This is a genomic window from Marinomonas sp. 63XJN7_9_ISO-PGPR-S23-217, from assembly GCF_056173515.1.
This window is the reverse complement of record NZ_CM149678.1, coordinates 4,431,518-4,454,831: the sequence shown is the minus strand read 5'-3', so window position 1 is coordinate 4,454,831 and position 23,314 is coordinate 4,431,518. Positions and strand designations below refer to the sequence as shown.

Sequence of the window (23,314 nt, the reverse complement as noted above, 5' to 3'; positions counted from 1 at the left end):
TTCAAAGCTGTCAATCGCCTCTTTATAGAGGCTCAGACTGCTGATAAAGTCCTCGCCATTCGGCGGGGATTTTTTATAATAACGGCATGCTTAAAGAACGCCCTCAAACCCAGTCTACTTTAGAGTTTGTTTCCATCGACGAGCTCGTCCCCAGTGATCACTTGCTTCGCAAGATTGATCGAATTATTGATTTTTCCTTTCTACATGATCTTGTGAAGGATTTTTATTGCGCGGATAACGGTCGTCCCGCTCTCGATCCTACTCTCATGTTTAAGTTGCTATTTATTGGCTACCTTTTTGGTATTCGTAGTGAACGTCAGTTGATTAGAGAGGTTCAAGTTAATGTCGCTTATCGTTGGTTCTTAGGTTTAGGCCTGACTGACAAAATTCCCGATGCTTCCACTTTGAGTGCAAACCGCACACGTCGTTTTAAGGAATCCGATATCTATCAAAAGATCTTTGATGAGATCGTACTCCAGGCTATAAAACACAAGTTAGTTGGCGGAAACACCTTTTATACGGACTCCACACACCTTAAAGCCAATGCGAACAAAAAGCATTTTGAAAAAGTAGTGGTTGAACAGTCCCGACAGGCGTATATGGATGAGCTCGATAAGGCCGTTGAGGAGGATCGACTCGTTCATGGAAAAAAGCCTTTACCACCTGAAAAAAACAAGGTGGAGAGTCGTGAAATCAAGCAGAGTACGACGGATCCAGAGAGTGGCTATATGGTACGAGATACTAAGCCCAAAGGGTTCTTCTACTTAGATCACCGAACGGTTGATGCACGTTGCAACATTATTACTGACGTACACGTCACCGCAGGCAATGTCCACGATGCTGTCCCTTATTTAGAGCGATTGGACCGAATCAAAGAACGCTTTAAGCTTTTCATCACATCGGTCGGAGTCGATGCGGGGTACTTTACCTCGGCAGTTTGTCATGGGTTAGAAGAACGACATATCTATGCCGTGATGGGCTATCGTCGTCCTAATCACAAGAAAGGCTTCTTCTATAAACGCGAATACAAGTACGACAGGGAACAAGATGTCTACTTCTGTCCGCAAGGTGAAAAACTCATTTACAAAACCACTTCTCGAGAAGGTTACCGTCACTACGACTCAGATAGCCTGATCTGCGCGAACTGCCCAGAAAAGCACCGCTGCACCACAAACAAAAAATCGGTCAAAACCATTACGCGTCATGTTTGGGAAGATAGCAAAGAACGCATCAATGCCCATCGGCTAACCCCATTAGGCAAAGTCATTTATGCCAGACGAAAGGAAACCGTGGAACGAAGTTTTGCCGACGCAAAAGAGCTGCATGGCTATCGATATGCACGATTTCGAGGAACAGATAAAGTAGCTTCTCAATGTCTATTAACGGCAGCCGCCCAAAATATGAAAAAGATAGCCTTAATGCTTAGCTAGAGGCTTTTATTTGTTCAAAAAAATGACGAAATCGATAGTCAGAGCCTTAATAAAAGGCCTCAAAGAGCTCTAAGTAACTAATGAGATATCTTGAGTCACTTAGGAAGGAATGTGAGCAAAAGACTCAGAAAAATAAAACCCCAGCAAAAAACTGGGGTTTATCAGTAACCTGCGCCTCTTTATAGAGGCTTTTTTGCTTTATAGGGCGAAAAGCTAGATAGAAGCTTGTTCTTTAAGGTATTTATTGCTTTCATGCTGATTGAAAGTAAATGATGGAGAGAGTCACGCTGTTTATAGAGGCTCTTGCTTGAGATATCAGGTAGGGGATCCAATGCTCTCTCCTCCTTCCATGTTGAGAAAGGATCGTCATATGAAGAAGATCAAGAATGAAGCGGCTCTGAGCAAGAGAGCATTACAAGTGGGAGAGAACTACGCTTTAAAAAGAGGTTATGCTGGTTTTTCTTCCACTATGTCAGCCAATGAAAAAGTCGAGGCGATTTATCGCTTGTTGGTACTGGATAAGCTTGTGGTTGGGTTACCAGCGGATAAAGAGAATCTTCCTGCCATGAAGCACAAATTGGCTTTATGGATTCAAAAGCACTTGCCTAAAGATGATCCTCTGTTGAAGTAGATCAGTCTTGTTCATGTATACAGGGTTCTAATGAACGCATGAATTGCCGTCTTTATGACGGCATTTTTATATAGACAAATTGCTTTTCAGTATTGTAATGTTATATCATATCATTTAACTGAAAAAGTAGGTTTAGCGTAATATGAACACCGCACGACAAGCATTGCTGGCGCTTCCTGAGCTTGATCATTCGTTACTGTCTGTTGTGAAGTCGAACAAGCCAGATGTTTTTGGGGATATTTATCAAGACTCGTTTAACATGGTGGTATGGAAACGCTCGCTTAAGGAGGTTGATACTTACTGTACAAGCTTAATATCCTCTGCGCCGCAGCTGAATATTAAAGACCAAGGTGCGCCTGAGCACATTGAAAAGTTATTAATTCGTATCCTACCCGACGACACCAATAAAGAGGTCTTTATTAAAGATGTGCGTACGTTAATGGATATGTTTGCCTGTTTATTTGACTTGTCAGAGGTGGGGTTAAGACTGGCTGTATTATCCAAAGCTATGTGTCCTCGTTTCCATGTGGATAATATACCGTGTCGGCTGATTACCACTTATCTTGGGCAGGGCTCAGAGTGGCTTCATGATGCTCATGCGGTCCGCGCCGAGTTAGGTCATGCGGTTAAATGGACTGAGAAAAATACGGGATTGGCTTCTTTCGGTACAGTCAACCAATTAAACGCTGGGGATGTGGCCCTTATGAAAGGCAATACTTGGCCTACTGCTATGGGGAGAGGAGTGGTTCATCGGTCACCCAGTGCATCGGTGGATTCGCCAAGGTTGTTTCTCAGTCTGGATATGATTTAGCGATTATCTTAATGATGCGGAAATGAAGGTTGTTACCATTCGATTTTTTTATTATCCCAGTCGATAAAACTGGCCTGATTATCCATCTTGGCGTTGTCCATGATGGATAATAGTCTTTGTGCAACAAATTCCGGTGTAAAGAGTTTTCCTACTGGCACGGATTTCTGAAAGGGCTTGGATAAAGGGGTATCGGTTGTTCCTGGATGAAACGCAATCAGCTTGACATTCTTTGCACGTCTAGCGTACTCGATAGCACTGGTTTGTATAAGCATATTTAGTGCTGCTTTTGAAGCTCGGTAAGCGTACCAGCCCCCCATTTTATTGTCTGATATGCTACCTACCCGCGCGCTAAACAGGGCTATCTGTGTGGCTTTTTCTCCTTTAAGTACCTGAATCAGCCGACTTAACCAAAGCATAGGAACGATAGCATTGCTCCTATACAAGCCTACTAATTGCTCACTTTGAATGTCTTCCAGCTTTTTCTCCGGAGTGTATTGCGTGTTATGTAGTACACCGTTACAGATAAGAACCTTACTTAGGTTCTTGGTATTGGTCAGCAGGTACTGGCAAATCTCTTCTATGCTTTTTTGGGAATAGTCACACAATAATGGTCTGATTTTTCGACTGAAAAAGCGAGGAGGAAACTGGCTAACGGTATAAACCATTCGGCAATCATTCTGATGAGACAGTTGTTCTATAGCGGCTTGAGCGATACGGCTACTGGCTCCTATCACGAGGGCATCAAATGACATGACGTATTTTCCTTAATAACAGACATGGTGTGAGAGGGATGCATTCGTGGCTTATCATAGACAAGAGCGCCGTGTTCGAACACGTCGCTAAGCTTTGCAACTTTCCTTGTGCGATTGACTGTCGGTGATTATAAGCGGACAAATGCATCCTAATCCAGTGTACTTTATGTTCCACTAAAGTTTAAGAGGGGATGTATTTTTGTCACAATAGATCACATTCGCCTTTGTCACAAGAAGTGCAACGAGGTTTACCCGTAATAAAAGAAGAGATTGAATGGCGATATTTTGCAAAGCCTTGATAACCAAGATCTGCAAATAGGCGAATCACAGGCCAACGTAATATTTGCATCCATCGATGTTTCCCCACGAGTCTCCATGCCATGCAAGTAACGTCTAACCCTTGAATGACTTTACCATTTCCTAGCTGTCCATGAAGAATGCGATCTGCCTTAATGGGGTCGATGTGAGGATAGCGCTGGGTAAAGTCCTCATGATGAATGTTTTCCAGTGTGAGTCGATGGTGTACATCGAGTTTTTTTAACTCACGCATTTCCGCAAGGCAAAGTGGGCAAAGGCCGTCGTAAAATATGATCAACATAAGAGTGTCTCCTATTGACTAGGATGATCCGCTCTTCCCTAGGGAGGGCTAATAAACAGACCTAATACACAGGGAAGAGTACAATAACATGCATAACACTCAATACGACAGTAAGTGCAAAACGGATCTTTGAATAGGCTTTATAAGATTGAGAAACCAGCCGTAACCAACGTCCATCCAGCCAAAAGGTGGTAATAAAGCCTAGTAACAAAATACCAATAGACAGTTCAGGGACTTTCATAAACAGACTTCCCCAAGCAACCAACATAATTAGGTGGTTAAGTACCATTGTTCGGTTGCTGTACTTTTGTGGCTTGCCCTCAAGTACCTGTCCAGATAGTACCCCATTTACAAAACTCAACAGAATGGCGCTATAGGACGCAAAAAGCGCCTGTCCCGAGTATCCCATGATGTGTATGTCTGTCAGTGTAATGATGGTCAATACAACAAAAGGAGCCAGGGCAAATAGACCTAATAGAAGCATGGGGGTGGCAGAATATCGCATAAAAAACCTTTAGCCGAAAACACAAAATTTTTGTGTAAAAAAAAAGAATTATCTAACAAAATGACAAAAAAAAATACGCAAACTTCCGAATAAATTACATATTCTTGTCATAACTCGCGGTTATTAAGGAAGTTTGTACGGCTTTAGTTCCGTGGTAATCATCATTCGCCATTGAGCGAAATTCAGGCTCAGAGTACAATGTCTGGCTAGAATTTAACTTTCCTTCAGATGTACGCGAACTGTTGAGCGTGTATCTAACTAACCAATTTCAACTTGCTTAAGGTGTGTTTAGAAATGCCAGCTAAAACAATGGATGAACTCGTCTCCCTGTGTAAACGTCGTGGATTTATTTTCCAAGGCAGTGAAATCTACGGTGGTATGCAAGGTGCTTACGATTACGGTCCGTTAGGCATTGAATTAAAAAACAACCTAAAAGCGGCTTGGTGGCGCGCCATGGTGTACGAGCGTGATGATGTTGAAGGGTTGGATGCGGCGATTATCCAAAACAAAAACGTCTACAAATACTCTGGTCACGAAGACACCTTTACTGACCCAATGGTTGATTGCCATGAGTGTAAATCGCGTATGCGTGCCGACCATATGAAAGACATTAAAGTCTGCGACAACTGTGGTTCAACCAATGTGACCGAGCCTCGTGACTTCAACCTGATGTTTAAAACCAACGTTGGCCCAATGGTGAACGAAGAGTCCTACACTTACCTTCGTCCAGAGACGGCACAAGGTATCTTCACGAACTTCAAAAACGTCGTGGACTCAACTTCTCGCACTTTGCCTTTCGGTATTGCGCAAATTGGTAAATCTTTCCGTAACGAAATCACGCCTCGTAACTTTATTTTCCGTGTTCGTGAATTCGAACAAATGGAATTGGAATTCTTCTGTAAGCCGGGTGAAGATGAAAAATGGCATGAGACTTGGGTTAAGCTGCGTAAGCAATGGTGGTTGGATCAAGGGTTATCAGAAGAAAACATCCAGTTCGAATACGTAACCGGTGACGATCTGGCCCATTACTCAAAAGCCACTGTGGACATCTTGTACAAGTTTCCACATGGTTTTGAAGAGTTGGAAGGGGTGGCAAACCGTACCGACTACGATTTGGGCTCCCACACCAAAGCACAAGAAGAGTTCGGTCTTTCTGCCAAAGTGAAGAAAAACGAGCATTCAACGGCGAAGCTTGCAATTCGTGATCTTGAAGAAAACAAATGGGAAGTGCCTTTCTGTATTGAGCCTTCTGCGGGTCTAGACCGTGGTTTATTGGCGGTGATGACAGAAGCTTATACAGAAGAAGAATTGCCAAATGGCTCAACTCGTACCGTACTGAAATTCAAGCCACATCTAGCGCCTATTAAGGTGGCGATTATGCCGCTTAAGAAGAATAAGCCTGAGATCGTTGCGCTTGCCAAAGAGTTGAAAAACAAGCTTCAAAAATTGGGTCTGGGTCGTATTCTTTATGAAAACACAGGTAACGTGGGTAAAGGCTACCGCCGCCATGATGAAGTGGGAACGCCAATCTGTGTAACGGTCGACTTTGACTCTATTGAGAAAGAAGGTGCGCCAGTGACGGTTCGTGACCGGGATACTATGGAGCAAATTGTTGTACCAGCGGCAGAGTTGCCTGCTTATGTAGTAAATTACTTTATTAACCAAGATTAATAGCGGTTAATAAAATGTCATTGTCTTTATTATAAGACAAATACCGAAAGCCGTTACGCTCAGTCGTCGCGGCTTTTTTATTATTATACGGTTTTACTTGCCGTTTTGATTCGGGTTAAAGCATTAAAAACAATAAGCACATGAAAGGGAAGAATTGCTTTTAGGTAGAGTTGGCCCGCTAGGTTATTGGGATGCACCCAAGTGGCTAAAAAGACACGTCCATGTTGTGACATAACAGAAATTCTAAAGTTTAAATGTGTGTCGTTAAACCCAGCGATAAGTTCATCGCTATTTTCAGATTCTACTGGGAAAAATCCCACTTTATTTAGCGTTTCCGGCCCCTCTTTTAACAGCCCAAAAGGGGCGGTGAGAGTGTTTCTCATACTAATCAAACACTGAGCCCACCCAGGAAAATTTGTAATAATGTCTGCGGCATGACGCGGCGATAGATTCGATTCAACCGAGTAGCAGTCAAGAAAGTCCGTTGCCTTTAATCTATTATGAAGCGCACTTTCTAATGGCAGTGCTGATGAGGTGACGTGCTGCATATTGATTACCCTTCCTTATGGCTTCACTTATATCTTTCTACCATAGAGGCGTCGTTTATTCATTGAATATTTTTAGTATGCAAAATATTCAAAACAGTATTAGTATTTAACTGTTTCCGACAATAACAATTAATAAGGAATATTATAATGAATAAAGCATGGTTACTTTGTTTGGCCTTACCTATGGTTGCCAAGGCGGGTGTGATGGCCTGTGATCCATCAACCTTTCATGCACCAGGGCTGACCATCAAGTCTGCACAATGGGAATCACCAACCGGTGATGCGTTGGTTGAGAATTGTCGAGTGGAAGGGGTTTTAGACCCCTATAAGGGCATGGATGGCCGGAATTATGCCATTGGCTTTGAGCTCCGTTTGCCGAAGAACTGGCACCATGATTTTGCTTATCAATTTAATGGTGGAAACGATGGTATTGTCGTTCCCGCCTTAGGGCATGCCTCCAGTCTTACTCCTAAACAATATGCCTTAAACCGAGGAATGGCGGTGGTGTCCAGTAATGGGGGCCATGATGAGCAAGAGTTTAAAGATATGGGATTAGCAGGGGGGAGCGGTTTTGGATGGGATGCTCGGGCAAGGTCACTTTATGGCTACAAAGCCGTTGAGCTTTTATATCCTGTTGCGAACCAGATGATTACCCAGTTTTATGGGCAAGCGGCGAAATATCGATATGGTATTGGTGCCTCAAATGGTGGTCGTATGGCCATGGTAGCAGCCTCCCGCTTCCCCGATTTCTTTAATGGCATTTTGGTCGGTTACCCAGGTTTTAATTTGCCCAAGGCGGCGATACAACATGCTTGGGATATTCAGCATCTTCACGCGGTAAACAGCGATCTCAAGCAATCTCTTACCCCCAAAGACATGTCGTTAGTGAGTCACTATATTCTAAAACAATGTGATGACCTTGATGGTCTAAAAGATGGTCTGATTTTTAATCCTAAACAGTGCCAAAAGCTCGTTAATTTGCAAGATTTAGTCTGTCATGCAGGGCAAAAAGATTGTTTGAGTCAAAGCAAAGTCAATGCTTTAGTTGCGATTCATAATGGTCCCCATAATAGCCAAGGTAAAGCGTTATACAGTCGTTGGTATTATGATGCTGGTATGAGTTCAAACAATTGGCGCTTTTGGAAGGTAGAAAGCCCGATTCCTGCCTGGGGTTATAACCCTCTCATTGCTGTGATGGGAGCGTCTTCATTGGCACAAATCTTTACGACACCGCCAACTCATGTGAAGGGGACACCAAAGGCATTGGTTGATTATTTGTTGAAGTTTAATTTCGATACAGATGCGCCCAAAATCTATGCCAAAACAAAAGCCTTTCCTGAGTCATCAATGGAATTTATGACACCGCCAGATGCCGCTGACCCAACCATGTCTGCTTTCAAAAAAGCGGGTGGAAAAATGATTATTTACCAAGGGGATAGTGATCCGGTATTTTCTATTGTGGATACGATTCATTGGTATAACAAATTGAACCAAAACCAAAATGGCAAAGCCCGTGACTTTGTGACCTTTTATGAAGTCCCTGGCATGCCACACGGAAAAGGTGGTCCATCTTTAGATCAGTTTGATGTGTTATCTCCTTTGATTGCTTGGGTGGAAAAAGGGAAGTCTCCAGACCGTGTGATTAGCCAAGCAAGAGCGGATAATCCAGAAGTGCCTAAAACGTTGTTAAAGGCAAAACGCCCACTGTGTCCATACCCTACGATTGCGGTTTATGAAGGGGGAAATAAGGATAGTGCCTCGTCATTTATTTGCCATTAATATAGAGAGGAAATTTTGATCATTGCCAAATGCAGTCTAGCTAGATTGTATTTGGCACACTTCTTTTTTGGGTAAAAGAGAAACAATGAGACCTTTGCACGATGTCACGAGCAACGCCAAGACGCGGCAAAAACAGACGAGCATTTTGAGTCTGTTTTTAACAAAGTGTTGGCAAGCGCAGTAGTCGTGCAAAAGTCTCACAATAAACATGGAAGGATAAAATATGCGCATTCAATACGCCCTTAAGCGCGGACTATTCATTGGATTAATGGCAATGTTTGCCGGCACGGTACTAGCAAACCCCGTCGTTTCGCTCTCAGACGCGGCTAAAGTGGTTGGTAAAAGTGAGCAAGGTGTAGATGCTTTTTTAGGCATTCCTTATGCACAAGCTCCTATAGGGGCATTGCGTTGGCAATTACCTCAGCCAGCTAAACCCATTCAAGGTACCTTTCAAGCAACGCAAGAGGGGGCGATTTGTCCCCAGTGGCAGCAAGGGAAGTTTGAAGGAAAAGAAGATTGTTTGAATCTAGATGTTTATCGCCCTGAGCACGCTAAGCATGAGCTGCCCGTTTTAGTCTATATTCACGGCGGTAATAACCAAACGGGCGAAGCCCATGAGTTTAAGCCTCAAGCATTGGCCAAAGCATTGAATGCGGTCATCGTACAAGTGAATTATCGATTAGGGGTATTAGGGTTTAATCCGCTCAAAGCATTAAAAACAGAGCAGCCAATACAAGCCTCAGGTAACTTTGGTTTGTTAGATCAACTGGCGGCTCTGCAGTGGGTACATCAAAACATCCAACACTTTGGTGGCCGAGCCGACCAAGTGACCGTTGCTGGATTTTCGGCGGGCGGACGTGATGTGATGGCAATGTTGATTTCGCCTTTATTCAAAGGGAAATTTCAGCACGCCATTGTCTTTAGCGGCGGTATGACCACCGCACCCGTTGTACCAAGTCAGCAGGTCTTTCGTCAGGCATTTGCGCCATTGGTTGTGAGTGATCATATCAAACCAAATATCGCCTCTGCCCAGGCATGGCTCGCCAATGGTGGCAAAGCGGTTCGTGATTATCTACAGCAGTTGCCTGCTGAGAGATTAGCGCCATTAATGAAAGGTGCAGGGATCCGCATGAGTCATTTCCCGCATTTGTATCGAGATGGGGCGGTGATCCCTAAGCAAGGTTTTGCAACCACAGATTACAATAGTGTGCCAGTGATTATGTTATCGGGACAAACCGAGTTTTCGATCTTTGCTTTGACCGATCCCTATTTTTTTAAAGCATGGCATGATGGCACTCTGGTGAATGATCCTGATATGCTCACGAAATATCAGTTCGTTTATCACTACGGCGGAAAACTTTATAGTTTATTTAATGTGCAGCAGTCTGCTCAGAGAATGTTTGCCCATTATAAAGCCTCCATTTACGCCACAGAAGTGGCCTTTGGAGATGATCCTTTGGTCACCCGAAATGAACAGATGGCATTGCTGGGGGCATTTCACGGGGTGTTCATGCCATTACTGGATCGAACATGGCGTCAAGCATTACTTGGTAAGGTGTTCCAGCAACCCGGTGCGGTGGATTTATCTAAGCAGTTTCGTCGCTATTTAGCCCATTTTATCCGCACGGGGAACCCCAATGGTCAGCATTTGGTACGCTGGCTGCCTTGGTCTCCTAAGCATGACAATCAAGGTCAATCCTTATTGGTCCTGAATGCCAATCGACATAAAGCCTTGATCCAGATGTCTTCCAAATCCTATGACGAAGCCGTTTTACTGGATGCTATGGCGAAGGACCATCATCTTTCCGATCAGGCAAAGCAGGAGATGATTGATCAAGTATTGAATGGTCGTTGGTTTAGCAACTCATTGGATAAACGGTTCCATGTACCTTCTTTATGGCCTAAGTCGTAATCGTTTAATGGCCTAGGGAAGGGGGATAAACCGTCTAAGTCTTAGGCTTTCAACATATCGCAATGATAAGAAATGTTTTTAATAAAAGGGAGCCATTACGGCTCCCTGGATTGTAATGATTTTCAGCTTTTTTACCGTGAGCAGGCTGTAAAGCCCGTTCCAAACTGTTTCGGGGTGTACACCACTCAATGATTGAGAGGTGTATTAATATATTTAATGGATCGGGCGCGCCGAGCACTGCGGTTATCCAGCACGTGGTCAATGGCGACTCGCACCCCACCCATGATAAATAACCAGACCAGTAGATAAACCCAAACAAGGCCAATTAAAGACCAAGGGATTTGTGGCACCAGTATGCCGAAACCACACATGAATACCGCCACCAGTTGGGTTAGGATAATGGCAACCAGTAAGGGCGTGGCCGGATAGGGCGGTTTCATAAACCAGTCGTCTTTGCGACTTACCAGCATGAGTAAGTGGCCGCCTGCGACCAGTTGCAGGAACATCATGGATTGCAGATGAGCCTCGTCGGTTAAACCCAATGACTGGGCATGGGCCCCATGCATTAAGGCCATACCAATCAGCAGCAAACCAAATGACTGTACCACAGAGAAAAAGCCCAACACTGCGGATACGGTCAACAATCTGGACATACGCCAACGGATCGGACTGGGGGAGACTTTATTATTGTCATAGGCCACTGTCATGATTGGAATATCATCGAGTAACGACATAATGACGATCATAATCGGTGTTAACGCCCGAAAATCTAGGAAAATAGTCGCCAGTACTACCAGAAACATAATATCCATGGTCAGTGCGACCCGGTAAATAGTGTAACTGGTAATACGCTCAAAGATGCGCCGAGCTTCATCAATGGCATTTTGTATTACCGACAAACCGGGAGCTGTCAGAATCAGCGCCGCTGCGCCGCGAGCCGCATCGGTGGCACCGGATACGGCAATTCCGCAATCGGCCTGTTTCAAAGCGGGGGCATCGTTGACACCATCGCCAGTCATGGCCACCAGATGGCCATTTTTCTGGAAGGTTTTCACAATGGCGTATTTATGCTCAGGAAATACTCGGGCAAAGCCATCAGCGGCCAGGATCTGCTGAGCAATCGGGCCTGGCACATGATCTGGGTCCATATCGGGGGGAAACACATCCGCCGCTGTCAGTATATTAGTTCCTAATCCCAGCTGACGGGCGGTTTCTTTTGCAATCGCGGTATCGTCGCCGGTGATCATTTTCACCGCAACGCCTTTCTCTCGCACACTTTCTATGGTGGATTTGGAGTCGTCCCGTGGCGGATCAAACATCGGCAGGATACCCAGTAGCGTCCAGGCACCGCTCACATCCGAGCGAGCTACACCAAGAGCTCGGTAACCTTTGGCTGCTAAAGCAGAGACTTCTTTATTGACCGTCTCTTCGATCTCTTTGGCGGCCTGGCACAGTTCCACAATGGCCTGGGGAGCGCCTTTGGAAACTGAAAAATGCCGCCCCTCAGAATCCACGATTTTTGCCATGGTACGTTTAGATACCGGATCAAACGGGGTAAAGGATTCAACCTGATAAGACGCTAATAATGATTTATCGGGTAAAGCATTCATCACGGCACTATCGATGGCATCCCCGTCTTCTGCGTGGGAAGCAAGCACTCCAGCCAGAATAATCGCCTCAGGGGCTGCTCCATTAATCGCAATCGGATCGCCAAGGGTAAGAATATTTTTTGTTAAAGTGCCGGTTTTGTCAGAACAGAGAATATCGGCCCCTGCCATTTCGTCGATGGAAGAAAGCTGTGAGACAATGGCCTTTTCTTTGGAAAGTGCTAACGCACCAAGTGCCATGGTAATAGAAAATACCGCTGGCATGGCCACCGGAATGGAGGCTACCAAAAGCACCAGCACAAATTGCAAGATACTTAAGACATCTTTCACATCCCAAGTGCTGGTTACCACCACATCATGATATACCTGCACCGCCACCATAATGAGCGCTAAAATCACCGCCACCACGATAAGGAAATTACCAATCTGAAACATGGCGGTTTGCGCCTGACTGACTGAGCCGGCACCTGCTACTAATTTTGCGGTGCGGCCAAAGAAGGTATTGAGACCGGTGCCGATGACCACAGCGGTCATTTCCCCTTGTTTGACCACACTGCCCGAATAGGCGCTGTCGCCCACTTTTTTGCTGACGGGTAAGGATTCCCCGGTCAGGGCCGATTGGTCAATAGAGGCGTAATCCCCACCGACCAGTCTTAAATCCGCCGGTACTATGCCTCCTATACGGATTTTTACAATATCTCCGGGCACCAGAGTCGCCGCATCGATTACCTGAAACCCACCATCACGCAGCACAGTGGCTTGGGGCGCTAGAGAGTTTTTCAGTACTGCTAACGCATTACTGGCCTTACTATCCTGATACAACTCAAGACCTGCATTAAATAGCAGTAGGCCAAAGATAATGAAAAAATCGGCCCAATCGCCCAAAAATAAAGACACCAGAGCAGCGGCTTCAATCATAAAAGCAATGGGGCCAACAAAGTAGCCGATGATTTTTTTCCAGAAACGAGTTTCTTCCTCAGGAAGCGCATTGGGACCATAGGAAGACAAACGTTGCTGCGCTTCCTGCTGAGTCAATCCTTGATCAGGATCCACATTCAGTTCGCTAAGAACCTCTTCTATAGGCAGTTTGGTGAAGTCTTTGGAGGCAGGTGTCTCTGTCATGGCAAATACACCCCCGCTTTTTGATTCGTACCACTTTCCGATACACAACTTTTCATCTTATCCATCCTTACGAGCTGAATTCAATTTCTTGAGACGTTTGCACGATCATGCAAAGGTCTCTTCTTAAGACAATGATGAATTAGATAGCTACCACAATTTATGCGCTAAAGTTAGTAACCTAAGAAATCCAACAACTTGGTATTAAGAGCGTCCGTTCAATACCTATAATCAGTATCCTCGATTAAAATAGTACTCAGATCAGAAGGAATAAAATTGACCGACATCAATCATTACAAATTTTTATAGGGAAGAAGTAAGCATACAAAAAGGATAAAAACAGGCACGCATACGGCGGCCCTTACGGCTTAACCGCATACAAAAACAGAGAGTAGACCCTTACAATGTGAGACATGGGGCACTAAGTTAGACTTAGACTAGGTGGGATTGTCGGACATTTCCCCTTTATCGTTTATTGTTGCAGTCCACCACATCTGAAGTTTGGCTGGGTCATTAATCGAGAATATCTGCCCAAACTCGGGTGTGGTTAACTCCACATCCTGTTGTTTTGCGGCGGCAACGACACGGTCAAAAGGGTCATGCCAAGTGTGAAACGCCAGATCGAAGGTGCCATTATGAATCGGCATCATCACCTTTCCTTTAAGGTCGATATGTGCCTGAACACTCTCTTCTGGTTTCATGTGAATAGTAGCCCAGTCTTTGTCGTAGGCGCCCGTTTCTATCATAGTGAGATCGAATGGGCCATAGGTCTCACCAATCTGTTTAAAACCCGCAAAGTAACCTGAATCTCCGCTGAAATAAAGGCTGTGTTGTGGGGTTTTTATAACCCAAGATCCCCATAACGTGCTGTTACTATCGCCGATACCGCGACCAGAAAAATGCTGACAGGGAGTAAAGGCAACCATACCCTGGCTGGTTTGTTCCTCTTGCCACCAGTCGAATGTCTTGATTTTACTGGTCGGGACGCCCCATTTTTCTAAATCCCCATCCACACCAATTGGCACAAAGAACCGTTCTGTTTTCCCTGCTAGCAGCTTGATACTGGCTTTGTCTAAATGATCATAATGATTATGGGAGATGAGTACTTTATCCAGTTTAGGCAATTCAGCTAAAGAGAGTGGTGGGGTATGAAAGCGCTGTGGGCCAATAAATTGAAAAGGAGAAGCCCGTTCAGAAAAGACGGGGTCTAATAGCCAATATTCACCATACACCTTGAGCAAAACCGATGAGTGACCGAGTTTGACGATATGTATGGTGCTGTCACTGAGGTTGGTTAAATGCTGTTGGCGCAGTGGCCGAACAGGAATCTTGATATCGGGTTTGGTATCGACTTTTTTCTCTGTGAAAAAGCGAATCCACAAGCGAGCGGCATCCAACAAAGACCGAGGCGTGGATGGGGCGTGATTGCGAAAACGTCCCTGCTGGTAAGGAGCAGCCGTGTTCGCGTTTTGCGGTTTGACCTTGGCAACAAGGGTTATATTGACCACGTACACTAAAATAGCAAAGAGTATGAGTAAGGAGAAAAGCAGTTTTAGTAGCAACATAAAGACCCTGTTTCTTCAAAGAAAGGACATTTAATAATATTTGGATGAATGAATAAATTACAATACAGGGCTGCTTTTGTATGCGCCATTCTTTTCTAAGCCTGTCTTCGCTCATAGCAAGAGTTTACCCGTATCACTCGTGCTAAAAATCTTCTATGCTGTGACTTTACATGCTGATGCGAGGGCGTCTTTAATGACCATTAAATACAAGGTGAATCAGGCTATTACCGCTGCTCAGTTTATCGAGCTGTTATCCAAAACGACCTTAGGTGCCCGTCGACCGATTCAGGATGTGGAAACGGTTGAAACCATGCTCAAATATGCCAACCTTTTAATTACGGCCTGGCAAGGGGAGCAATTGGTGGGAGTGGCGCGTTCCGTAACGGATTTTGCATTCTGCTGTTATTTATCCGATTTGGCGGTGGATGAAGCAGTCCAAGCGTCCGGTATTGGTAAAACCCTTATCCGCATGACCAAAGAAGCGTTACAACCGAAATGTTCACTGATTCTGTTATCGGCGCCTCAGGCTGTTAACTACTACCCTAAAGTCGGCTTTACTCAACACAACAGTGCTTGGGTGCTAACGAATATTGAGGATTTAACCTAGGGAGGTTGCTAATAAAAAGCTGTCGCCAATAAAAAAGCACCATGACAAGCCAGCCATGGTGCTTTGGGGATCTATTGTTTAATACGCGTGCTTAGTCCGTTTAGGGCCGAGCATTAAATCTGAAACTGTCCGACTTCGTGATCTACTTGGCTAGCCAAGTGGTTTAAACGTTTAGACTGATCTTCACCAACCTTGCTTTCTTGTGCCAGTTGTGTGGCCATTTGACGAATGACTTCACTGTTTTGGCTGATCTCATTTGTTACGGCGGTTTGTTCTTCCGCGGCGGTGGCAATCTGAGTGGCCATGTCAGAAATACTGATTATGGCGCTGGCGATTTCTTTCAATGATTCCGTGGCTGCATCCGCATCTTGTACACTGGTTTGTACTTTTTTACTGCTGTTTTCCATGGACTTCACGGCTTTCGTGGTTTGCTCTTGCAGCAGTTCAATCATTTTCTGAATTTCTTTTGTCGACGCATGGGTGCGCTGAGACAGGGTACGTACTTCGTCCGCTACGACGGCAAAGCCACGGCCATGTTCCCCAGCACGGGCCGCCTCAATGGCTGCGTTAAGTGCCAATAGATTGGTTTGCTCAGCAATACCTGTAATGGTCAAAAGAATGCCACTGATTTGCTGGGCATGATGATCCAAAGCGGCAATTTGTTCTGTCGCGAGATTGACTTCATTAGCCAGTTCGTAAATCGAGTTGCGACTTTGTTGAACCTGTTGGCTGCCCATTTCACCTAATTTAACAGAGTCGGTAGCAGCTTTTGCGGTTTGTTCGGCATTGCCAGCAATTTCGTGCGTCGCGGTGGCCATTTCAGTAACCGCAGACGCAACCATATCAATTTCTTGCTGTTGCGTATTCACTCGAGAGGCGCTTTCTGTTGCAGAATGAGCAACGTTTTTCGCTTCTACAGCCAGATTATTAGACATGCCTTTAAGGCGTTCAACTACCCCATGCATATGGCTAACAAAGTCATTAAACCCAGTAGCAAGTATACCGATTTCATCCATGTGTTTGACTTCGATACGAGCCCGTAGATCGCCTTTTCCTTTTGATATTTCTTGCAAGGCAGTAGAGACACGATTCAAATCACTGAATAATACTTTAAATAACCAATACAAGAAGACGATAAAGGCGATGATCAAGATCGCGGCAATAACTAACTGACGCGTAATAACACTGTACACATGTTCCATTAGCATCTTCTTGTCCATGCTAAAGACCAACAACCAATCAGTATTGGGAATTCTATGGACATAGGTAAAGACGGTTTCACCATTGAGATCCGCTTCTTCCAATGTGTTTTCAGCGTCCATCTTTTCTAAAGAAGCAGAGGTAAAAAGGGGAGAAATAGATGCCGCTTTTTTCATCACCTGCTCTGGGTTAGGGTCAGCAATAATGTCATTTTTAGTCGAGACAATCATGGCTTTACCATTGCCTGGAATGGTCATTTCTGCAAGCTGTTGGGATAATTGGTTCAAGGTTAGATTGGCACCAACGATACCAAATAAGGTTCCTTGTTTATAAACGGGTGCGGCCAAACGAATAGAGAGCTCTTTCGTTGTTGAACTCATCGTCGGGCCATAGGTCGCCGCTTTACCAACACTCATGGCTTCTTTGTACCAGCTTTTTTGTCTTGGGTCGTAATCTGGACGCTGTGCATCTAATGCTGGGTCTTGGCGATACATTTTTCCATCATTGTTACCATAGTAGACGATGGAAAATCCCCCAGACTCATAGGCTTGATGGATGGCCGGATAAGGAGATAAATCAGGATGGTTTTCAAGTGTATGTGCGAGTGATGCAGCGTTTTTTTTGTGACTGTCCAACCAGTCACTTACATTGTTACCATAGGCATTGGCCGTATGGCTAATGTCCGACAGCAGGGTGTTGTGCATTTGTTCCGTTAAGGATGAGGCAGTTTCTGATACGAGATACCCTGTAGTGATAACCAGTGAGAGTATACTGACACTCAATAGGCGAGTGCGTAGAGAAAGGGACATTAAAAAACTCCAGATAAAACATGACGCAGATAGCGTCATGTTTTGTCGATAAATTAAATTACGAAGGTGATGACAAGATTATAAATTAGGGCGGCAATAAAGCCTATTGGCGCCGCACGAAATAGTAACTGTGGGAACAGTTTGCTGCGACTTTCTTCATTTGGACAAGCACCCAAAATAAGGCTGCCACCTGAAGAAAAAGGCGAAATAGCGGTTGCTTGAGCGCCCACAACGATACAGATAAACAACATCATAGGATCAATGGATAAGCTTTGCGCAATAGAGGGCACAATAGGGAACAAGGCTGGCGTAACCACCCCTAGCGTGCTGGCAAATAGCGACATAAACGCGGCGACCACACCAAAGGCAACAGGCACTAAATAAGCCGGTATAGAAGTACCAATCCACGAGGCTAATAAGTTGATGGTGCCCGCTTTGATGGCTACAGAAATCAGCATTCCTACACCACAGATCATAATCAAAGTGCCCCAAGGAAGCGAGGCAATCGCTTTACGCTCGTCGCCTAGCTTGAGTAATAGAGCAATCACAGCAAAGACGCTGGCGATTAAGCCAATGTTCATTTTTGAATTAATGAAGGTAATCGTATGGTTGGCAGGTGCGATCAAATGTGCGATTGGAGCAATCAACACCAAGGCCATCATCACAAGGGTCAACGTTAAGGTTTGACGTTGTACGCTATTAAAGGGCGTTGGTTTTTCTACTTGGTAGTCTGAGCTTGCCATAGATGAGCGATGTTTCGTAAAGAAAATCAGCGCCGTGATAACGAAAAATGGAATGATCAAAGTACTTACGAAAATACCAATGGAGTTCACAAAGGCTTGGTTATCAGTGACGCCAGCGTTTGCCATGATGCTACGGAAGATAATTCCACTCTGGCTAGACATAAAGTTGGCACCCGTTAGTGCGCCGTAACCGACTGACATTGCGCCAATAATCATGCTCATACCTGTTCTTTGGCAAAGTAACAAGGTTATCGGAGCCATGAAGGCTAATACTGTGTAATAGCCTGCGCCCAACGCGGCAATAATGGATGTTGTAATAAAAATAGCGTAAGGCAAAAGATGAGGGAAACGACGGCAACGATACATTAAATGCTCCGCTAACTTTTCTAGTGTGCCGTTGATGGTGGCAAAACTGTAGAAAAGCGAGACAGAGAAGATAATAAAGAAGATTTTTAAGGGCCACATTTTGATAATGGCCGTTGGCGATAAGCCCATGCCAAAACAACCAATCAAATAAGCGAAAGCAATTGCGAAAAGGCCGATATTAATTCGAGTTTTATATCCAAGGACGATGGCAAGCACGATGCTGCCAACCACTAATAAGCTTATCATTGTTATAATTCCTAACTTTTTCTATCGAATGTTTAAAACTTAAAACAGCGTGTCGGGTTCTCTACAAGAACTTTTCGGCGTTCGTCAGGATCGCTTAGCAGTGCATTAACGATATCGACTTGATCACTGTACTGAGTTCGTGTTTCAAACTGTGTATGTGGCCAGTCGCTGCCCCACAAAAAGCGGTCTGAATGACCATAAGCTTTTCGCAATAGACTTAACATCTCCTTGGCTTGTTCAAGTGTGGCATTCGCCCGATAGGTAGCAGACAGTTTGATCCAAATGGGCGCGTGTTCCAACAACTGTAAGAACGCGAGATGATTTGGATTATCAACATGAATACCATGGGTAGGGCGGGCGAAGTGATCGATGACGACGTCCACGCCTGAGTCGAGGATAATGGGTAAAATGTGGTGAAGATCATCAATTTCACGCTGTATCTCGACTTGCCAGCCTCTTTTTTCCAATTTACCAAACAGGGTTCGCCACACGGGGGTGGTGTACTCTGCTAGTGTTTTCTTTATCAGGTTTAGTCGAATACCGACGACGCCGGCATCCGCTAATTCATCTAATTCGCAGTCGCTTATATTGGGTTCAACAACAGCGATGCCTCTTAACTTTTCAGAGTGTGCTTTTAGTGCTTCAACCATGAAATGGTTGTCGGAACCCAAAAAGCTTGGCTGAATCAACACACCGTGTGAAAAGTGATGGCGCTGAAAAAGTTCGATAAATTCAGTATCTAGAGCATTGTACTCGGGAGCGTAGCGACGGTTTTTCGTTAACGGTAAGTCGCTACGAAAAATATGTGCATGGGTGTCTATACCGGTAATGGGCAAAGAAGAGTGACTCATAAAAAAGGCTCATTTGGTAAAAATAACGTATGCTATGTCGTTTTTCTATAAACATATATATGAATTAGGCTGTGACTATAGGTCTGTGTTTTGATCAAGTCAATATTCATATATATGAAATAGATGATTTATTATTCGATGAAGCGTTAAAAGGTGAGTGTCTGAGATAAGATTTAGTCATAGACGCTTATCGGCTCTAAGACTAAAATACACAGATTCAAGGTCGTAGGTACGGTTATGGCATTTATAAAGCGTGATGAGCGACTACCGCTCTACCGACAAGTTCGTGAAGAAATTCTTGAGAAAATCAGTCGAGGAACGTGGTTGCCTGATACCGCGATTCCAACAGAAGCAGAGTTAACCAAGCAATATGGTGTGGCCATTGGTACCATTCGTAAAGCGGTGGATACCTTAGTGAACGACGGATTGCTCTATCGCAGTCAAGGACGGGGAACCTTTGTGCGACGCCCCGATTTTAATACCTCTCTATTCCGCTTTTTCCGACAGCAGCCTGCTGACGGTAGCTTTATTGTCCCTGAGAGCCTTATTCTGTTAAAAGCACTACAAGTTCCGCCTGAAGAGGCGAGCACCGCTCTGAATTTGCAACCGAATCAATTAGCGATTCACCTGAAGCGACTGCGGTTTCTAAAAGGCGTGGTCGTACTAACAGAGGATATTTGGTTGCCTGAAATGTTGTTTGCCAATTTAGTGGATATTGATAGTAATGAGATCGGCAGCTTGCTCTATCCGTTTTATGAAAAGCACTGTGGCTTACTGGTCGCATCGGCAACGGAAACCTTAACCATAGAATGTGCGGATGACGATACGGCAAGTGCTTTAAAAATTGAAACAGGGCATCCTGTTGCGGTGATTGAACGTCTTGCTTTCGGGTTCGATAAAACCCCCATCGAATATCGTGTGTCGCGAGGCTCTGCCGATACGTTTCGTTATCAGATAGAAATCAATTAATACTGACTAATTGTTATGAGAGACCGCCACAATAGGCGGTCTTTTTATAACAGTGAAAAGAGTTTAGAGGTTAAACAAGCTCACCACGTGCTGGGTAGTTATTGCTAACGGCAAATTCAATTGCACCAAGTACTTCTTTGAAGTGTGGGCGAGCAAAAGGCATGGTGCTGATGTTGCTCCAATAGAGAGTGTGATCAGGTCGAATTAAGAATAAGCCTGGTTCAGTGAACTCACTAGGCTCTTCAATGCCAATGCTGGTGATGCCTCGTCCAGCACTTCTGTGTAATCCCCAAGCTTGAGACTGTTCAGCGGTAAGGCCGTAACCCATCGTTAGGTTTTCAATCTCCCATTCACTTGATGCCTGTGTAGCCCTTTCTTCTGTATCGGAACTCAGTACGAGAATATCCACCCCCTTCGCGCTAAAGTCATCCGCTAGGCGACTTAGCTCTCTCAGATAATTTTTACAAATAGGGCAATGTAAACCACGATAAACAACTACCATGGTGAAGTTTTCTGGCGCTTGTTGTGCAAGCGACCAAGACCCTTTTAGAGTATCAATAGTGAGATCTGGTGTTGCTGTTCTTGGTTTTAGGACGACCATTTCGCTTACCTCATAATTTGATGTTGGTTTTGATGAGGACAGTCTATGATGAAATGTGATACGGTTGATGATTGATTATGTTTTAAATGTTGCAGATCGTATTTTATTTTAAAGGTAAATCATTATGGATCGTCTTTCATCGGTACTAAGTGCTTTTCGCCCTAAGGCGACTTCGATAAGTGTTCTTCATTTCATTCGTCAAAAGGAACACTTGGCCTTATCTGCTGATTCAAGCTATTGGCTTTACCTAGTGACTGGGGAGATTTCGTTAACCGCGCAAGGGGATAGCCGAACCGAGTTGAAAGAGGGTGATGGTGTGTGGCTTGCGACGGGGCAGGATCTCAGTGTATCCCTTATCCAAGGTATACAGGGTGAAAGTACATTATTCGTTTGTGAATTTGATTTCGCCACAAAAGCACTTAATCCATTGTTGGACTTAGAATGGCAATGGGTGAAAATCGACAAAGGCGATGAGATTGCTCAGCAGTTGTCGCCCTTGAAAACCATATTACTCACTGAAAGTTTACAGCCTCGTTGTGGCTCCCAAGTGGTGACGGAAAGATTAGCCGAAGCCTATTTAGTGCAAATGCTTAGACTGTTTATACAATATCAAAAAATCGAATTGGGCTTATTAGCAGGCTTAAGTGATGCAAGGTTGGCACGGGCAATCGTTGCCATCCATGAACAACCTCAGCAAGCTTGGCAGGTGGCTAGCCTTGCCGATAAAGCTGGCATGTCACGCTCGGTATTTAGTGGCTTGTTTAAAAGTACGATGGGCATGTCGCCTATGGCTTATTTAACATCATGGCGTATGCGTCTCGCAGCGCAACGGATAAAAAATGGCGACAGAAACCTCGCTATTTTAAGTGATGAATTGGGCTATCAAAGTGAAGCGGCTTTTCGTCGGACCTTTAAAAAAGTCATTGGCGTAACGCCGGGTGATATTGGTCGCCAAGCTCGCCTTTGAGTCAATGGGGTATTGGCGATACAAACCGCTGACGAAAGGCACTAGGTGTTAACCCTGTTATTTTGCGAAACGCTTTGCGGCAACTACCAACGTCGTCATAGCCAACTTGTAATGCAATGGTCTCAAACGGTAGCGTGGTTTGTTCCAAGGTATCGCAGGCCACTTGAATGCGCAGACGCTGTAAGTACTCATTTGGGTTCAGTCCGGTGCACTTAGCGAAGCGGCGTAAAAAGGTTCTGGGGGTAAGGTTGGCCAGCTGTGCCATCGTGTCCGTACGCTGAACATGTGCATAATGTCCTTGTAAATGGTGCTGAACCGTTAGAATCGCCCCATCACCATGATCAAAACTTGGCTGAAACTGCTGATAATAGCGTTGTTCTCTTTTGCCCGTGTCGATGACCAAGGTTTTGCCAAGCTGACGTACGATATGTGTATTGGTCAAGGCTTGCACCAATTCCAACGCCAAATCGAGCCAAGACATCATTCCCCCCGCCGTAATAATATCCCCTTGATTAATCAGAATCTTAGAGGCATCCACTGGTTGATGAGGAAAGCGCTCTCTAAAAGCACTTTCCAGGGCCCAGTGAGTCGTCATCACTCGTTTATCCGTGATCCCTGTGTCCGCTAAGAAAAACGCCCCCGCACAAGCGCTGCACAGTATGGCGCCATGCTTATGCTGGTGGATTAAAAAGTCCTTAATCAGAGGGTTCGTTTTACTGTAGCTCGTTTGCTTTAGACTGGGGGGCAGCAAGATGGCATGGAAAGCCTCCTTATGTTGCGGATCTTCCGTTGCTACGAGGATGTCGTTTTCATCTAGGCTATGGGTTGTCAGATGAATCGGAAGGTTGGCAGCCTCGCAGGCCTCATTAGCTAGCTCGAATATTTCAGCAAAACCGTACGCAGCGGATAAGAGGCAATCTCTATAGACGATCACCGCAATATGATACTGTGTCATAGGGAAAAGTCACTTTGTCATTTTAAGCCCTTAATATGGCAAATTTGACACTGCAATGGAATCCATCTTTTT

20 protein-coding genes are annotated in these 23,314 nt (G+C 44.8%); 9 read left to right on the top strand and 11 right to left on the bottom strand.

Annotated elements, in window-relative coordinates; genetic code table 11:
* Window positions 1–86 precede the first annotated feature (86 nt).
* The 3 genes from AC0VYI_RS20815 to AC0VYI_RS20805 all read left to right on the top strand — a co-directional run bounded on the left by AC0VYI_RS20815 (window position 87) and on the right by AC0VYI_RS20805 (window position 2,872).
* The gene (locus AC0VYI_RS20815; RefSeq protein WP_475443365.1) at window positions 87–1,430 is read left to right on the top strand and encodes an IS1182 family transposase; all 1,344 of its coding nucleotides are present in this window, start codon (window positions 87–89) and stop codon (window positions 1,428–1,430) included.
* Between the two features lie 370 nt (window positions 1,431–1,800).
* Complete coding sequence (locus AC0VYI_RS20810; RefSeq protein WP_199477520.1) at window positions 1,801–2,061, top strand: DUF5062 family protein; 261 nt, start codon at window positions 1,801–1,803, stop codon at window positions 2,059–2,061.
* A 142-nt stretch (window positions 2,062–2,203) separates the two neighbouring features.
* A complete protein-coding gene (locus tag AC0VYI_RS20805) occupies window positions 2,204–2,872 on the top strand; it encodes a DUF1826 domain-containing protein (RefSeq protein ID WP_475445293.1) in 669 nt (222 codons plus the stop codon).
* A 32-nt stretch (window positions 2,873–2,904) separates the two neighbouring features.
* Here AC0VYI_RS20805 and AC0VYI_RS20800 read toward each other — a convergent pair whose 3' ends face one another.
* The 3 genes from AC0VYI_RS20800 to AC0VYI_RS20790 all read right to left on the bottom strand — a co-directional run bounded on the left by AC0VYI_RS20800 (window position 2,905) and on the right by AC0VYI_RS20790 (window position 4,727).
* A complete protein-coding gene (locus tag AC0VYI_RS20800; protein ID WP_475445292.1) occupies window positions 2,905–3,624 on the bottom strand; it encodes an SDR family NAD(P)-dependent oxidoreductase in 720 nt (239 codons plus the stop codon).
* Between the two features lie 202 nt (window positions 3,625–3,826).
* On the bottom strand, window positions 3,827–4,222 hold the full coding sequence (locus tag AC0VYI_RS20795) for a thiol-disulfide oxidoreductase DCC family protein (protein WP_199477517.1): 396 nt from the start codon (window positions 4,220–4,222) through the stop codon (window positions 3,827–3,829).
* Window positions 4,223–4,283: 61 nt separating this feature from the next.
* Window positions 4,284–4,727 (bottom strand): DUF3429 domain-containing protein, encoded by a 444-nt coding sequence (locus AC0VYI_RS20790; RefSeq protein ID WP_199477516.1) that lies wholly within the window; start codon window positions 4,725–4,727, stop codon window positions 4,284–4,286.
* A gap of 294 nt (window positions 4,728–5,021) precedes the next feature.
* Between AC0VYI_RS20790 and AC0VYI_RS20785 the strand changes: the two genes are divergently transcribed.
* A complete protein-coding gene (locus tag AC0VYI_RS20785) occupies window positions 5,022–6,398 on the top strand; it encodes a glycine--tRNA ligase (protein WP_199477515.1) in 1,377 nt (458 codons plus the stop codon).
* 83 nt (window positions 6,399–6,481) lie between these two features.
* Here AC0VYI_RS20785 and AC0VYI_RS20780 read toward each other — a convergent pair whose 3' ends face one another.
* Entirely contained in the window at window positions 6,482–6,946 is a 465-nt protein-coding gene (locus AC0VYI_RS20780) for a DUF2867 domain-containing protein (RefSeq protein WP_475445291.1), read from the bottom strand.
* A 147-nt stretch (window positions 6,947–7,093) separates the two neighbouring features.
* On the opposite strand from AC0VYI_RS20780, the gene AC0VYI_RS20775 reads away from it, so the two are divergent.
* Both AC0VYI_RS20775 and AC0VYI_RS20770 read left to right on the top strand, forming a co-directional pair.
* Window positions 7,094–8,725, top strand: coding sequence for a tannase/feruloyl esterase family alpha/beta hydrolase (locus AC0VYI_RS20775; RefSeq protein WP_475445289.1), 1,632 nt, complete (start codon window positions 7,094–7,096; stop codon window positions 8,723–8,725).
* A gap of 223 nt (window positions 8,726–8,948) precedes the next feature.
* Window positions 8,949–10,637, top strand: coding sequence for a carboxylesterase family protein (locus tag AC0VYI_RS20770; RefSeq protein ID WP_475445288.1), 1,689 nt, complete (start codon window positions 8,949–8,951; stop codon window positions 10,635–10,637).
* Between the two features lie 185 nt (window positions 10,638–10,822).
* Here AC0VYI_RS20770 and AC0VYI_RS20765 read toward each other — a convergent pair whose 3' ends face one another.
* Together AC0VYI_RS20765 and AC0VYI_RS20760 are read right to left on the bottom strand one after the other, a co-directional pair.
* The gene (locus tag AC0VYI_RS20765; protein WP_475445286.1) at window positions 10,823–13,366 is read right to left on the bottom strand and encodes a plasma-membrane proton-efflux P-type ATPase; all 2,544 of its coding nucleotides are present in this window, start codon (window positions 13,364–13,366) and stop codon (window positions 10,823–10,825) included.
* A 434-nt stretch (window positions 13,367–13,800) separates the two neighbouring features.
* Entirely contained in the window at window positions 13,801–14,928 is a 1,128-nt protein-coding gene (locus AC0VYI_RS20760) for an MBL fold metallo-hydrolase (RefSeq protein WP_475445284.1), read from the bottom strand.
* Window positions 14,929–15,121: 193 nt separating this feature from the next.
* Between AC0VYI_RS20760 and AC0VYI_RS20755 the strand changes: the two genes are divergently transcribed.
* Window positions 15,122–15,535: a GNAT family N-acetyltransferase gene (locus AC0VYI_RS20755; RefSeq protein WP_199477509.1), complete on the top strand. Its 414-nt coding sequence runs from the start codon at window positions 15,122–15,124 to the stop codon at window positions 15,533–15,535.
* A 113-nt stretch (window positions 15,536–15,648) separates the two neighbouring features.
* Here AC0VYI_RS20755 and AC0VYI_RS20750 read toward each other — a convergent pair whose 3' ends face one another.
* From AC0VYI_RS20750 to AC0VYI_RS20740, 3 genes are read right to left on the bottom strand one after another with little or no spacing between them, the layout of a single operon-like run.
* A complete protein-coding gene (locus tag AC0VYI_RS20750; protein ID WP_475445282.1) occupies window positions 15,649–17,544 on the bottom strand; it encodes a methyl-accepting chemotaxis protein in 1,896 nt (631 codons plus the stop codon).
* A gap of 53 nt (window positions 17,545–17,597) precedes the next feature.
* Complete coding sequence (locus AC0VYI_RS20745) at window positions 17,598–18,899, bottom strand: SLC13 family permease (protein ID WP_475445281.1); 1,302 nt, start codon at window positions 18,897–18,899, stop codon at window positions 17,598–17,600.
* 32 nt (window positions 18,900–18,931) lie between these two features.
* A complete protein-coding gene (locus AC0VYI_RS20740) occupies window positions 18,932–19,750 on the bottom strand; it encodes an amidohydrolase family protein (protein WP_475445279.1) in 819 nt (272 codons plus the stop codon).
* A 237-nt stretch (window positions 19,751–19,987) separates the two neighbouring features.
* On the opposite strand from AC0VYI_RS20740, the gene AC0VYI_RS20735 reads away from it, so the two are divergent.
* Window positions 19,988–20,719 carry a GntR family transcriptional regulator gene (locus AC0VYI_RS20735; protein WP_475445277.1) on the top strand — a complete coding sequence of 244 codons (732 nt, stop codon included), beginning with the start codon at window positions 19,988–19,990 and terminating at the stop codon, window positions 20,717–20,719.
* A 70-nt stretch (window positions 20,720–20,789) separates the two neighbouring features.
* Here the strand turns inward: AC0VYI_RS20735 and AC0VYI_RS20730 are convergent, their stop codons facing one another.
* Complete coding sequence (locus AC0VYI_RS20730; RefSeq protein WP_475445276.1) at window positions 20,790–21,320, bottom strand: peroxiredoxin-like family protein; 531 nt, start codon at window positions 21,318–21,320, stop codon at window positions 20,790–20,792.
* Between the two features lie 124 nt (window positions 21,321–21,444).
* Between AC0VYI_RS20730 and AC0VYI_RS20725 the strand changes: the two genes are divergently transcribed.
* Window positions 21,445–22,287: an AraC family transcriptional regulator gene (locus AC0VYI_RS20725; protein ID WP_199477503.1), complete on the top strand. Its 843-nt coding sequence runs from the start codon at window positions 21,445–21,447 to the stop codon at window positions 22,285–22,287.
* 1 nt (window position 22,288) lies between these two features.
* Here AC0VYI_RS20725 and AC0VYI_RS20720 read toward each other — a convergent pair whose 3' ends face one another.
* The gene (locus AC0VYI_RS20720) at window positions 22,289–23,242 is read right to left on the bottom strand and encodes a GlxA family transcriptional regulator (RefSeq protein WP_475445273.1); all 954 of its coding nucleotides are present in this window, start codon (window positions 23,240–23,242) and stop codon (window positions 22,289–22,291) included.
* Window positions 23,243–23,314: the final 72 nt, after the last annotated feature.

Bases quoted from the DNA above. Each gene is read 5' to 3' on its own strand.
- AC0VYI_RS20815 (WP_475443365.1), top strand. From the start codon at position 87: ATGCTTAAAGAACGCCCTCAAACCCAGTCTACTTTAGAGTTTGTTTCC.
- AC0VYI_RS20810 (WP_199477520.1), top strand. From the start codon at position 1,801: ATGAAGAAGATCAAGAATGAAGCGGCTCTGAGCAAGAGAGCATTACAA.
- AC0VYI_RS20805 (WP_475445293.1), top strand. From the start codon at position 2,204: ATGAACACCGCACGACAAGCATTGCTGGCGCTTCCTGAGCTTGATCAT.
- AC0VYI_RS20800 (WP_475445292.1), bottom strand. From the start codon at position 3,624: ATGTCATTTGATGCCCTCGTGATAGGAGCCAGTAGCCGTATCGCTCAA.
- AC0VYI_RS20795 (WP_199477517.1), bottom strand. From the start codon at position 4,222: ATGTTGATCATATTTTACGACGGCCTTTGCCCACTTTGCCTTGCGGAA.
- AC0VYI_RS20790 (WP_199477516.1), bottom strand. From the start codon at position 4,727: ATGCGATATTCTGCCACCCCCATGCTTCTATTAGGTCTATTTGCCCTG.
- AC0VYI_RS20785 (WP_199477515.1), top strand. From the start codon at position 5,022: ATGCCAGCTAAAACAATGGATGAACTCGTCTCCCTGTGTAAACGTCGT.
- AC0VYI_RS20780 (WP_475445291.1), bottom strand. From the start codon at position 6,946: ATGCAGCACGTCACCTCATCAGCACTGCCATTAGAAAGTGCGCTTCAT.
- AC0VYI_RS20775 (WP_475445289.1), top strand. From the start codon at position 7,094: ATGAATAAAGCATGGTTACTTTGTTTGGCCTTACCTATGGTTGCCAAG.
- AC0VYI_RS20770 (WP_475445288.1), top strand. From the start codon at position 8,949: ATGCGCATTCAATACGCCCTTAAGCGCGGACTATTCATTGGATTAATG.
- AC0VYI_RS20765 (WP_475445286.1), bottom strand. From the start codon at position 13,366: ATGACAGAGACACCTGCCTCCAAAGACTTCACCAAACTGCCTATAGAA.
- AC0VYI_RS20760 (WP_475445284.1), bottom strand. From the start codon at position 14,928: ATGTTGCTACTAAAACTGCTTTTCTCCTTACTCATACTCTTTGCTATT.
- AC0VYI_RS20755 (WP_199477509.1), top strand. From the start codon at position 15,122: ATGACCATTAAATACAAGGTGAATCAGGCTATTACCGCTGCTCAGTTT.
- AC0VYI_RS20750 (WP_475445282.1), bottom strand. From the start codon at position 17,544: ATGTCCCTTTCTCTACGCACTCGCCTATTGAGTGTCAGTATACTCTCA.
- AC0VYI_RS20745 (WP_475445281.1), bottom strand. From the start codon at position 18,899: ATGATAAGCTTATTAGTGGTTGGCAGCATCGTGCTTGCCATCGTCCTT.
- AC0VYI_RS20740 (WP_475445279.1), bottom strand. From the start codon at position 19,750: ATGAGTCACTCTTCTTTGCCCATTACCGGTATAGACACCCATGCACAT.
- AC0VYI_RS20735 (WP_475445277.1), top strand. From the start codon at position 19,988: ATGGCATTTATAAAGCGTGATGAGCGACTACCGCTCTACCGACAAGTT.
- AC0VYI_RS20730 (WP_475445276.1), bottom strand. From the start codon at position 21,320: ATGGTCGTCCTAAAACCAAGAACAGCAACACCAGATCTCACTATTGAT.
- AC0VYI_RS20725 (WP_199477503.1), top strand. From the start codon at position 21,445: ATGGATCGTCTTTCATCGGTACTAAGTGCTTTTCGCCCTAAGGCGACT.
- AC0VYI_RS20720 (WP_475445273.1), bottom strand. From the start codon at position 23,242: ATGACACAGTATCATATTGCGGTGATCGTCTATAGAGATTGCCTCTTA.